The 12,798-nt window shown below is 43.4% G+C and carries 11 protein-coding genes and 1 pseudogene; 8 read left to right on the top strand and 4 right to left on the bottom strand.

The window, feature by feature from the left end; genetic code table 11:
* The 4 genes from H6G97_RS35410 to H6G97_RS35425 form a co-directional block, all read left to right on the top strand.
* Positions 1-277, top strand: a 277-nt coding sequence (locus tag H6G97_RS35410; RefSeq protein ID WP_190945161.1) for an MOSC domain-containing protein, incomplete at its 5' end; no start/stop codon positions are given.
* Between the two features lie 119 nt (positions 278-396).
* The gene (locus H6G97_RS35415; protein WP_190945163.1) at positions 397-1,275 is read left to right on the top strand and encodes an alpha/beta fold hydrolase; all 879 of its coding nucleotides are present in this window, start codon (positions 397-399) and stop codon (positions 1,273-1,275) included.
* Between the two features lie 358 nt (positions 1,276-1,633).
* Entirely contained in the window at positions 1,634-2,281 is a 648-nt protein-coding gene (locus tag H6G97_RS35420; protein WP_190945165.1) for a cysteine hydrolase family protein, read from the top strand.
* 22 nt (positions 2,282-2,303) lie between these two features.
* Positions 2,304-3,692 (top strand): mercuric reductase, encoded by a 1,389-nt coding sequence (locus tag H6G97_RS35425; protein WP_190945167.1) that lies wholly within the window; start codon positions 2,304-2,306, stop codon positions 3,690-3,692.
* Positions 3,693-4,846: 1,154 nt separating this feature from the next.
* On the opposite strand, the pseudogene H6G97_RS35430 reads toward H6G97_RS35425, so the two are convergent.
* Positions 4,847-5,362 (bottom strand): annotated as a pseudogene (locus H6G97_RS35430) (nitroreductase family protein); the annotation flags it as partial.
* 731 nt (positions 5,363-6,093) lie between these two features.
* Here H6G97_RS35430 and H6G97_RS35435 point away from each other — a divergent pair.
* Positions 6,094-6,369: a hypothetical protein gene (locus tag H6G97_RS35435; RefSeq protein WP_190945180.1), complete on the top strand. Its 276-nt coding sequence runs from the start codon at positions 6,094-6,096 to the stop codon at positions 6,367-6,369.
* Between the two features lie 191 nt (positions 6,370-6,560).
* On the opposite strand, the gene H6G97_RS35440 is transcribed toward H6G97_RS35435, so the two are convergent.
* From H6G97_RS35440 to H6G97_RS35450, 3 genes are read right to left on the bottom strand one after another with little or no spacing between them, the layout of a single operon-like run.
* Positions 6,561-6,860: a hypothetical protein gene (locus H6G97_RS35440; protein ID WP_190945170.1), complete on the bottom strand. Its 300-nt coding sequence runs from the start codon at positions 6,858-6,860 to the stop codon at positions 6,561-6,563.
* A 25-nt stretch (positions 6,861-6,885) separates the two neighbouring features.
* Positions 6,886-7,089 (bottom strand): hypothetical protein, encoded by a 204-nt coding sequence (locus H6G97_RS35445; RefSeq protein ID WP_190945172.1) that lies wholly within the window; start codon positions 7,087-7,089, stop codon positions 6,886-6,888.
* A gap of 30 nt (positions 7,090-7,119) precedes the next feature.
* Positions 7,120-7,389: a hypothetical protein gene (locus H6G97_RS35450; protein WP_190945174.1), complete on the bottom strand. Its 270-nt coding sequence runs from the start codon at positions 7,387-7,389 to the stop codon at positions 7,120-7,122.
* Positions 7,390-7,422: 33 nt separating this feature from the next.
* On the opposite strand from H6G97_RS35450, the gene H6G97_RS35455 reads away from it, so the two are divergent.
* The 3 genes from H6G97_RS35455 to H6G97_RS35465 all read left to right on the top strand — a co-directional run.
* The gene (locus tag H6G97_RS35455) at positions 7,423-7,617 is read left to right on the top strand and encodes a hypothetical protein (RefSeq protein WP_190945176.1); all 195 of its coding nucleotides are present in this window, start codon (positions 7,423-7,425) and stop codon (positions 7,615-7,617) included.
* 109 nt (positions 7,618-7,726) lie between these two features.
* Positions 7,727-8,539, top strand: coding sequence for a hypothetical protein (locus H6G97_RS35460; RefSeq protein ID WP_242055712.1), 813 nt, complete (start codon positions 7,727-7,729; stop codon positions 8,537-8,539).
* Between the two features lie 252 nt (positions 8,540-8,791).
* Positions 8,792-12,798 (top strand): ATP-binding protein (locus H6G97_RS35465; RefSeq protein WP_190945178.1); only part of this gene is annotated, 4,007 nt, incomplete at its 3' end.

Here is a 12,798-nt window from a genome sequence, read left to right on the forward strand (position 1 = left end):
CCTACCCTGCTACAAACTTGGGATTAGGTTTGGACGACCGGATATGGTGAAACGATTTCTCGCTAGTCGTCGCACCGGATTTTACTTCCGTGTTTTGCAAGAGGGCGAAGTCGAAGCTGGAGACATTCTAGAGTTGGTGAGCCGGGATGACAACAATATTACTGTTGCCGATATCACTCAGCTTTATGTTCGTGAGGAAGACAATCCAGAGTTACTTCATCGCGCTGCTCAACTTGAAGCCTTACCCAAAAGTTGGCGCGACTATTTCCAACAATAGCGTGTTTTCATCTATATTGACCACGCAATAGAGGTTGTGAAAGAACTGTGCATCATCACTGAGGATCGATTTCACCCCACAATTTCAGCTTTGCCTATAACCTTAGAAGGAGTAATCTCATGACCACATTTCGTACAGTTTCCATAGATGGCTTAGATATTTTTTATCGAGAAGCTGGTTCCCGGAATAACCCGACAATTTTACTGTTGCACGGTTTCCCAACTTCATCTCACATGTTCCGCAATTTGATACCTGCACTTGCTGATCAGTTCCATCTGGTTGCACCTGATTATCCTGGCTACGGCAACAGTTCGATGCCAACAGTGACTGAGTTTGACTACACATTTGATCATTTAGCACAGATCGTGGAAAAGTTTATTACCGCGATCGATCTCCAGCGATATAGCCTTTATGTAATGGATTATGGTGCCCCCATTGGCTACCGGATTGCGGCTAAATATCCAGAGCAAGTTGAAGCACTCATTGTCCAAAACGGGAATGCCTACGAAGAAGGTCTGCGTGAATTTTGGAACCCAATAAAAGCATACTGGCAAGACCGTTCTCCTGAGAATGCTGACAAGCTCAGACCTTTTTTCACGCTGGAAACGACAAAGTGGCAATACACCTACGGTGTCCGCAACCCGGAAGCGATCAGTCCTGATAACTGGAATATGGATCAGCTCTTCCTTGATCGCCCAGGAAATGATGAGATTCAACTGGCGCTGTTATATAGTTATGGCACAAATCCACCGTTATATCCGCAATGGCAGGAATATTTTCGCAAACATCAACCACCGACGTTAATAGTGTGGGGCAAAAATGATTACATCTTTCCTGCTGAAGGTGCTTATCCCTACCAGCGCGACCTGAAAGACATTGAGTTCCATTTACTCGATACCGGACATTTTGCTCTGGAAGACCAAGGAAATGCGATCGCAAACCACATCACGCAATTCCTTACGTCACGACTGCAACCGATCCCAATACAACTCGGTTAAGCATTTTGAACCCAAAGTTTGGTTTTGGGGAAGGTCTAAAGGGTAGGGGTTAAGGGTTTTCAATTTCCCTTTCCCCCTTAACCGACAAGTATTGCAACCGATACCTGTCTAATAAGCGCGAATTTAGGAGGTAAAGTGGTTTGGGTCAACGTTCTATGCCCTGGTATTGAGTGATGAGAAAAGGGCGATCCCCCACAAATTAGAAGCCGACTTCATCATAAACAACTGTAGGGCATTGCACTTGCATCTGTCTTCTTCGCATCCTCCAACTCAGCCTGGATCGCTGGAAAAATGCTGCATATCTCGGTTGGTTTTTAACGAAGAGAACCGTGAACATCAATAATCAAGTAGAAAAACCATGAATATCAACAATAATGACACCGCAGTGGTAGTTATTGATCCGCAGAACGATGTCTTGAGCGAAACAGGTGTCTCCTGGGATTTGGTAGGTGCTAGTGTCAAGGATAATAAGACCGTCGAGAACATCGAGCGAATCTTCAAAGCCGCGAAGCAGAATGAATTTGAGGTTTTTGTCTCCCCCCACTATTACTACCCCACCGACTATACGTGGAAATTCGCCGGAACCGTAGAGCAAATGATGCTTAAATCTAGAGAGTTTGATCGCAAGGGTGCGTTAAACCTCGATAGTTTCTTGGGTTCTGGCGCTGACTGGCTGGATCGCTACAAGCCCTTCATTGAAGATGGCTTGACGATTGTGGTCAGTCCCCATAAGGTTTATGGACCCCAAAGCAATGATCTGGTTTTGCAACTGCGTAAACGCCACCTCAGTAAAGTCATTCTGCTCGGAATGCTGGCAAATATTTGTGTTGAAGCTCACCTGCGCGATTTAATCGAACAGGGATTTGAGGTGCTTGTCGTCAAAGACGCAACAGCTGCCCCTCAACATCCTGAACTGGGCGACGGCTACAAGGCGGCACTGATCAACTTTGGGTATATTGCTAATGCAGTTCTGTCTACGGATGAAGTTGTAAAAGCAATGAAGTAACGTCAAACTTAAAGGAGATAGAATGAGCATCCAATACTATGACGACATTATTATCGGCGGCGGCAAAGCGGGTAAAACACTTGCACCTGCGCTAGTTGCTGACGGACGGAAAACCGCTTTAGTGGAACGCAGCTTAAACATGATTGGTGGCGGGTGTATTAATCTTGCTTGCATTCCTACCAAAACGATGGTGGCGAGTGCCAATGTTGCAAATACAGTGCGAAACAGTGCCGCTTATGGTATTAAAGCCAATGCACCCACCGTTGATTTAGCAGATGTGATCTGGCGGAAACGAACGGTTGTGCAATCCATGCGTGAAATGAACTTGCACAATTTAGAAACTGCTCTGGGTCACGAACTGATCATTGGAACGGGGCGATTTGTTGCTTCCAAAACTATTGAAGTGACAACGCATGAAGGCAATACTCAGTTACTTTCTGCAGAACGATTGTTTATCAACACAGGCACGCGACCATTGATTCCATCCGTACCCGGACTCACAGAAACTGGGTTTTTGACAAGTGAGTCGATTATGGAGCTAGACCAGTTGCCTGAGCATTTGCTCGTGCTTGGCAGTGGCTACATTGGTTTAGAGTTTGCCCAGATGTTTCGCCGCTTTGGCTGTCGCGTCACTGTGATTGGGCAAAATGAGCAAATTCTGTCACAGCAAGATCCAGATATAGCGATCGCGGTACAAACGCTACTGGAACGAGACGGGATTGAATTCTTGTTGAAGGCGAAGGTGTTAAGGGTCGAGTGCAGTGGTAATGAAACCATCCTTCAAATCCAAGTTGCCGATCGCCCCCTCACCCTCCAGGGGTCGCATTTCCTTGTCGCCGTAGGTCGTGCGCCAAACACCGATAGCTTAGATTTAGCTACTGCTGGTGTGGCAACCGATACACGCGGATTTATTCAAGTCAACGAATACTTAGAGACGAACATACCCGGTATTTGGGCGTTAGGTGATATCAACGGAGGACCACAATACACCCATGTATCGCTCGACGATTATCGCATTGTCAAAGCGAATCTGATTGATGGAGGCAACCGCAGTACACACAAGCGCTTGGTTCCATCCTGCCTTTTCATCGATCCAGAACTAGCTCATGTGGGTTTGACCGAAACTGAAGCACGTCAACAAGGGTATGCTATTCGGGTGGTGAAGCTGGATGCCTCAGCGATTCCTCGAGCGAAAACCCTCGGTCAAACCGATGGACTGCTGAAGGCGATCATGGATGCCGAGACAGGTCGTATTTTGGGGTGTTCTCTGTTGTGTCATCAAGCGGGTGAAGTAATTTCGACGGTGCAAATGGTAATGCAAGCTCAGATGCCCTACACCGTTCTGCGCGATGGAGTGTTGACTCATCCAACGATGACTGAAGGGTTAAATATGCTGTTTTCAAAGTTGTAAGGCAGCAAGTGCAGACACCTGACAAGCTAAACACCTGGATGAGGAGCTTAGGCTAATGACAAATGGCACTTAAAAAAAAGGTGAAACATTTGTAGCTTAACCTTGTTTTGTCACTCTCGAAAAACAATAATCGAAGCAGGATTCTGAAACTTTGATTGAGCCAAGCTTTAAGACTTTATTTTTTAGCAGGAAATGAAATTGATAGCCAAAACCTGGAAATTAAAGCTCGGAAAAGCTTTCGATAATTGACTTTTCCCAAAGTAAGAAAAGACCATCATCGAAGCGCTAATAGACAATGTGTCTGCTCAGGTGTTCACCTATCTAAGTTGCAGTTACGCTTTCGCCTGAACTGTAGTACGCACTGCGACAAGGATACAGCTGCACTGGCTAATGGTCGGACTATCGACTTCTTCAAGTTGCGCCTCAAGTAGGCAGTCCTTCCCCTCCTTCATCCGAGAGAGTTAGAGCAGCGGTGTCACTGACAAACTAACAAGATGGTTGCTGGGTGAAGGGCATCGCATCTGATTAAATCGATTATAAGAACTGTCTTTTCGCAATCTAATGAAATAAACGAATACAAAGGAGATCACGACATGAATATGCTTCCCCATTGATCACTGACTTGAATCCCTCAGCTGCTGCTTGTTGTAATTGTTCTGGCGTCAGCTATCCAGATGCACTTAGATCATCACTAATCTTTTTAGAGTTTGTCATTTTAATACACTAAACCGATTGATTTATCGTATTTTATCAGTAATACCATCCGAATTGACCTTACCCTTGTTTGGGATATTGGTAAGAGCACATGTTTTTCTTACTCAGTTGTGGAATGATATTTTTATAAAATACGGTAATTTGACAAGTTTACCGTAGTATGTCTATAGATATCAAGAACAATCAACCTCAACGAGATTGTAGGCTACATTTTAAAATGGCAACCACAGAAATTCGCACAACTAAAGTTAAAGTCCCAATAAAATCTTTCGTTATGAGGGAGCAGGGCATGGATTTTTCTGCAACCATCTTGGCAACAAGTCTTAAAATTATTCCAAAAAAACCTCCAACTGCAAACAGTCTAAATCTCAAATAGTCTCTGCTTAATGGGGACTGCTTCTTTGCCTTTGTAGAAACGCGATTAATCGCGTCTCTACTTTTTAACGCAACTCAAAACCCAAATTTTTCAAGGCTTCCTGCAAGTGATCGCGTCCTGATAGAGATTCAGCAAACGCTACTCGTTTAGCTGAGTGTTCCGACCAATCACCAGCAACATTCATCTGTTGGGAATTGTAGAATGCTTTCATGATTTGGTTGTAAAGAGCAATTTCCTGGTCTTGTTTCTCTAATTGATAAGTCTCCCGATGCAATACTGCTGCTTGGGGTAAACGCGGTTTAACTTCCACATTTACGGATGAATCTGCATAACCAACACACAAGCCAAAAACGGCAAAGACATGAGGCGGTAAATTTAAAACCTCTGCCACCTCTTCTGGACGGTTACGCAATGCACCAATATAAACTGTTCCCAAACCCAGAGATTCGGCGGCGACAACAGCATTTTGCGCTGCTAATGCTGCATCTATAGCCGCCATCAGAAACGTTTCCAGATAATCTAAACCTTCATGGGGTAATCCTTGACTTTCAGCGACAGATGTTAATCTCGCCAAATCTGATTACTGATGCTTTGGTTTGAGTGGAATTATTAGCAGATATAGTTGTAGTATTACTTGGATTATTTGCTGTGCAAGCAGCAAATAGCAAGCTGAGGCATAAGCTAGTAATAAAAGCCCCAGTAACTTGTATAGGAACAGTTGATAATAACCGGGTTTGACTAGAAAACCTGACAATAACCCATTTTTTGCAGTAGATTATTATGCGCTTAAATAAAACATTAAACATTAATCTTTACCTCTTTTGTTAGGGGAAATGCTAAGTTTATTCATTACCAGGATTGTTAGACCAAGTAATTGATGATAATTTGGCTAAATTTATATGTTTACTTAATTTACATTAAGTTAGTCAATTTACAGTATTTTATTTTTTATAATATAGTAGCATCCCATAAAAATTTTAGTAAATGGGTAGTTACAGCTAAAAATTCAATCTCAAAATATAGTTGCTTTTGTTAACAAAATCTGGTAAGATTAATTTTTTTAATACCAAATCGCACTAAATTCGCAAAGTTGCCGAATTTTACTAAAATTGCCACAGATTGAAGTTTTTCGGCTCGATTCTCTGAAATAAAGCTTTTTGCAGATCGACAAGTTTTTACTATTTATTACAACTTGATTCAATCGGTTTTAACTTTTATTAAGATAGCTCTTGATTTTTTGAAAAAAGTGTGTAAAGCTTTTTTAGGTATAAACTACGGTAAATCGGCCAAGAATTAGTAGTAAATATTAAAGTGCGATCGCAGTTTGCGAAGCGTTCCGCAGCAAAGGTGGGGTGTAAACCCATCGCCTCAACTTTGGCGCTCTATTCGCACACAGTCATCATTGCTACTGAAGGCTGTGCTTTTTTGAGCAAAGCACTAAGTTGCAATGTGTTGCATGGGGATGGATACCTTTTTGCAGTTGAGGTGGGTGCGAGAATGTCATGGATGGAATTTTTAAATCTAGGCGATGTCTACGGACGGGCTACGCCTACGCACCTGCTTTTTTACTTATCAACAAAGGTGTAGATATAAGCATAAGGAATAGAGACATCGCATCTTCCTAATTTCTTATCTCCAATTCAAAAGTGAAATGACATATCTGCATTATTTTTTGCCCGAATAATATCTCCAAGCAAGTGTTCTCGATTCCGCTCTAACTCCCATTGCAAGTAAGACAGCGCAGTTTGAGCATCGGCAACGTTTAAATCAGGTTGATATCACTCGTTCAACAGTTGTCTGTAGTCTGGGTGCGTAGCAATCTGGAATATCAGGTTTTGGGCTTGTCCAACAAAGTCATGGAGATTAAGATTAGACATTTCAATGCCCAGTCGTGAGCATAAATCTTCTGCTTTGACACCTATTGTTCCTGGCTCAATTTCCGTCTCTAATTCTTCAAGCAGAGATTGAAAATTCGGGTGTTCATCGTTGATTTCAATCTCAATCAAATCTGCACTCTTTGTAACGACAGTTGCCCAATCGCGTAAAGTCTGTGCAATGGTCTTAGCGTAAAGTTTCATGATTGTGTCCTCTGGGATTAATAACCTAAAAATCCTCGGCAATCTCCAACAAAAAGCCGCATCCCGTATTCTGTATTTGCACTATTTCTCTATCGAGTAGGGTTTGAATGACTGAATCTGAGAATTGCAATTGCAGCCGATGTAATGGAACACAACCGCCGCAAAGCTGAAGTGAACGCAGCAAATGATTGGCTCTATGGTCAAAGCTTTTGTTTGCTTCCTTAGCCATTGTTTGCAGTGCATCCGACTTGCCCCAGTTTCACGCCGTTGTTGTTGTAAATGCCATCATCGAGAATTTGAAACCCGTAATTCTGGCACTCGTTGAAGATATGCGCCATGATTCGGTTTTCAGTAGAAGAGGAAAGCATGGGGTCAGAGGAGAAAGTTGTTGTAAGTTTTTCCCCTCTGCACCCCTGCTCCCTTGCACCTCTGCTTCTACTAGCAGTGTGCCATCTTTGTAGTGAGTGCAGATGAAGCGATCGCAATGCATTAGAGTGTTGGCACGAAATACTTCTTTACTGTTGACCATGACTACCCAGTGTTGGGTTAAGTGGTTGTCGTCATGGCTGATGCTGGCTATCAGTTGATTACCAGCGTAATATTCGTGATGGTCAAAAGAGATTTCGACTATTGTGAGGGGTTCGGGAGCTACAACTTGGGCTTGGTCAGCAATGTAGTTATTGAAAATCTTCGCAAAATTGAAGGAGTTTTAGGGGTTGATTTTGATGTAAGCCTAGAAGCAGATCCTGAGATTTAATCATGCTACTGTCAATCCACAAGTTATGTTGGTAAGGATTTTGGGGTAGACAATTGCAGCAAACCATCACACTTTAAGAAAATGTCGCTGAACTGAAAGAGATAGGAATATGACTAAGCCATCCTCTAAGCATAAAAAAGCCACCGTCCCTGCATCTAATAACAGCAGACCACCAGATAGCCTTGTCCAAGAAGAAAATCCAAGCGTTGCAACAATCTCCGTTACTGCCGTTGAAATACCCGAATTAACTGAGCAGGAGATTCGCGATCGCCTACTCCTGGAGAGGAAAGTGGAACGGGCCTTTTTTGAAGCAGGGAAGGCATTAACAGAATTACGCGATCGCAGACTGTACCGTTCCACTCACCGTACATTTGAGGAATATTGCAGGGACAGGTTTAGTTATACTTACCGCCATGTAAATTATCTAATAGCTGGTTGTTTGATAGTTGACAATATAAAAATGGGAACTAATAGTTCCCAAAATGAAAGTCAGGATGAAATGGGAACTAATAGTTCCCAAATTTTGCCCACATCAGAAGTACAAGTTCGACCTCTGGCAAAGCTAGAACCTCAACAACAGCCAGAAGCATGGCAGCAGGCAGTACAGCAAGCTGGTGGTAAAGTCCCAAGTGGTAGGATTGTGAAGGACGTGGTGCAGCAGATAATGGAACGTACTCAAGTACCCAATACCTACCAAATCGGGGAAGTCTGTCAAATCCTTGCAAAAGACAACCCAGAACTTAGAGGTAAGGGTGGCTGCTGGGGGATAGTCGTAAGAGTGAATGATTTTAGTTGCACTGTCAAAACCTGGGATGGAGAGTACACTGTTGGCTTGCAGCACCTCAAATCTTACAATTACTTGCCTGCCGAATGTGAGCAGATGCGGGAGATATGCGATGGCGTAACCGCCCACCGTAGGTGATCGCATCAATCGAGTGTATTCGAGTGGGCTGGAGGAGTCGGTGCAGAAGTTTTTGGAGTCGTTGGGGAAGCCCAAGCGTGCTTATTTGACTGGAAGAAAAAGTGTTGAGTGTTTTAGAGTTTGAAATCAGAGTTTAAATCTTTTATTTCATCAAATTTATTCTTGATTACCAAACAGTAAGTAATTATTTTCGGAATAGAAAATTACTGTATAGTTTGAGGTGTAGCAGATTATCCTCTCAAGAGTTGCTCTATGATCACTCTGCCTGGTATTGCTATCCAAAACAAAATATACGAAAGTGACAATTCTCTAGTGTACCGGGGCATCAGAGACGATGGAGTAGCGCTCATCGTAAAAATGCTAAAGCTTGATTATCCCTCTCCCCAAGAACTAACCCGCTACAGACAGGAATATAAAATTACCCGCTCCCTTAACTTGGAAGGAGTTGTCAAGGCATACAGCCAGCAGGACTATCAACGGACTCTGGTGATTACCTTAGAAGATTTTGGGGGGGAGTCCCTAGAGCAATGGATGCACAAGCGCCCAGATATCTTCTGCCCGATGCCTTTATCGACTTTTCTAAGTCTTGCGATCGCTGTTTGCGACATTCTGGGCAGAATCCATGCAGCCAATATCATTCATAAAGATATCAACCCTGGGAACATAGTCTTTAATCTGGATACTGGCGTTGTCAAAATTATTGATTTTGGGATTGCGACCCAATTTAACCGCACGAATCCAACCTTCAAAAGTCCTCATGTCTTAGAAGGAACACTCGCATACTTGTCTCCAGAGCAAACCGGGCGAATGAACCGGATGCTCGACTATCGCACCGATTTCTACTCGCTGGGCGTAACCTTCTACGAACTGTTAACTGGACAGCTACCGTTCCCCACTCAAGACATCCTGGAGCTAGTTCATTGTCATATTGCCAAACCGCCGATTCCTGTGCATAAATTGAACGCCACGATTCCCAAACCTATTTCAGGCATAATTTTGAAGTTGATGGCGAAAAACGCAGAAGAACGCTATCAAAGTGCCTGGGGGATCAAAGCGGATTTAGAACGCTGTACAGAGCAATTTACAACAACAGGTCAAATTGCTCATATTCAATTAGGTCTGCAAGATGTTTCGGATCAGTTTCAGATTCCCCAAAAGCTGTATGGACGCGAAGCGGAGATTGCAGCATTATTGGCGGCGTTTGAAAGAGTAGCACAAACGGGGAATGTTGGCGAAGCCCAGCGACCAGAGTCAGGCATAGAAAATCCTCAATTCCAAGTCGAAATGATGTTGGTTTCTGGCTATGCGGGAATTGGCAAATCAGCATTAGTGCAGGAACTCTATAAGCCGATCACAGCAAACCGCGGTTATTTTATTTCTGGTAAATTTGACCAATTCAGGCGCAATATTCCCTACAGCGCCATTGTGGATGCCCTGCAAAAGTTGGTGCAGCAACTTCTGGGGGAACCGGATGAGCAAGTGCAACAGTGGCGATCGCGTCTGCTCTCAGCTTTAGGGAGTAACGGACAGATCATCATTGATGTGATTCCCGAAGTAGAACTGATTATCGGCAGGCAGCTACCCGTCCCAGAGGTGGGAGCCACAGAAGCTCAAAATCGTTTTAATCGAGTTTTCCAGCAGTTTATTCGAGTATTTTGTTCCCAAGAACATCCTCTGGTGATCTTTTTAGATGATTTACAGTGGGCGGATTCAGCCACGCTGAAGTTAATCGAACTAATGATGCTTGACGAGCAAACCCAATTTCTATTTCTGATCGGAGCGTATCGAGATAATGAAGTGAATCCAGCGCATACACTGGCATTAACGCTGGAGCGATTGAGGAAACAAAGGGCAGTGCTTCAAGAAATTACCCTGACTCCTTTAACGCTCTTGCCGTTGACTCAACTGGTGGCTGAGACATTACATCGCAATTCTGATGCCGTTCGTTCCTTAGCCCAAGTCGTGTTGCGTAAAACCGAGGGCAACCCTTTCTTTGTTGGTGAATTTTTGAAGCTGCTGTATGGCGAAAACCTGTTGACCTTTGATGCCCAACAGTTAAGCTGGCAGTGGAACTTAGCTGAGATTGAAGCTCAAGATATCACTGCTAATGTGGTGGAGTTGCTGCTGCGTCAATTGCAGAAATTGCCATCAGCAACACAGCAAGTTCTCTCCATCGCTGCTTGTGTTGGGTCTGAGTTTGATTTAGAAACGTTGGCGATCGCTTGCGAAAAATCACCGAAAGCAATTTTCCAGGATCTACTAGCAGTAATACAAGCGGGATTAATTCAACCTCTGTCTGAATTGGACGAAGATTTGTTGGTTCAAGAGTATAAGTTTCTGCACGATCGCGTTCAGCAAGCGGCTTATGCTTTGATTGATGAATCGCAGAAACAGGTTGTTCATCTCCAAATCGGTGGCAATTTGCTCGAAAAAACTTCACCAGAGCAACGATCCGATCGGTTGTTTGAAATCATCGATCATCTCAATCAAGGACTTGAGCTAGTCACTGCTCGATCAGAACGAACTGAAATTGCCAGATTGAATTTAATGGCAGGTCAGAAAGCAAAGGCAGCAACGGCTTATGAAGCAGCTTTTAAGTATTTCACTACAGGGCTTAAACTCCTCAATACAGAGAGTTGGCTCACTGAGTATGATCTCACCTTAGCGCTGTACTCAGAAGCAGCAGAAGCGGCGTATCTCCAGGGTTGCTTTGATGAGATGGAACAGTTGGTAGAAGTGGTACTCGATCGTGGGAAAACAGTGGTTGACAAAGTGCAGGCTTACGATAGCAGAATTCAAGGATATTTGTCACAGGGCAACCTGAAATCAGCACTAAAAACTGGATTGGAAGCGTTAAAGCTCCTAGGAATAGATTTAATAGAAAATCCAAGTCAGGAAGATATTCAAAGGGAATTGGAGTCAACATCTGCGCTACTTGCCCAACGAGAAATCGAAGACTTGATTAATTTACCGGAAATGACTGAACCAGAAGCGTTGGCAGCTATGTCAATCCTATCGAATATGGGATCTGCTGCATTTATAATGTTACCAGCACTGTGGATACTGATTACTTGCAAAACGATAAATTTATTAATCAACTACGGTAATGCTATCTGGTCATCACTGTATTATGCCTGCTATGGGTTTGTTCTATGTGGAGTTGTTCAAGACATTGAATTCGGTTATGAGTTCGGCAAATTGGCTCTGGGTTTGGCAGAACGATTGAATACCAGAGGAAATACTAAAACATTAATGTTTTCGAGTCACCATATCCTGCACTGGAAGGTGCATCTTAGGAAGATAATACCCATGCTGGCTGATGCGTATCGAAATGGAGCGGAAACTGGAGACTTTGAATCTGCTGGTTATGCTGCATATTCCGTGTGCCATTACTCATTTTTTGCTGGAGAGAAACTTACCCAACTAGAACAAAAAACAGCAACTTACAGCAAAGCGATCAACCAAATCAGACGGGAAAGCCCCTCGAATTGGCTTGCAATATTGTGGCAGACCATTCTTAATTTGCTAGATAGGTCTGAGAATCCCAGCCGCTTAGTTGGTCGGGTGTGTAATGAAGAGGAGGCATTACCACACGCCCTTGCACTTAAAGATGGAACTGCAATTCAAATGCTATATCTGCACAAAGTCATGTTGTGTTATCTATTTGAAGAACACCATCAAGCTGAACAGACTGCTATTTTGGCAAGGCAACATTTTGAAGATGTGACAGCAATAACGGTTCTACCTATATTCTGTTTCTATCATTCTCTAGCGCTTTTGAGCCTATTGCTCAATGCTTCAAACTCTGAAAAAGTAGCTTGGCTAAACTGTGTTAACACCAACCAAGAAAAGATGCAGAAATGGGCAGAATATGCCCCAATGAATTATCTACATGAATTTTATCTAGTCGAGGCAGAGAAAGCGCGAGTCTCAGGGCAATTCTTTGAGGCCGAGGAGTTTTATGAACGAGCGATCGCAGGTGCTGCTGAAAATGAGTATATCCAGGAAGAAGCACTCGCTTATGAATTAGCGGCTAAACATTATCTGGCGCGAGGTCGGTCAAAAATTGCTCAAACCTATATGAAAGAGGCGCACTATTGCTACGATCGCTGGGGCGCAACCGCTAAAGTTAAAGACTTAGAAAAACGCTATCCACAGTTCTTTTCTCAGTCGTCTAGAGCCGCTTCCACATCAATTCCGATTACTGCTGAAACTATCACTCATCCCTTCCATACTGCTTTCGATTTAGCAGCAGTGAT

The sequence above is a fragment of the Nostoc flagelliforme FACHB-838 genome (genome assembly GCF_014698065.1).
GTDB lineage: Bacteria > Cyanobacteriota > Cyanobacteriia > Cyanobacteriales > Nostocaceae > Nostoc > Nostoc flagelliforme_B.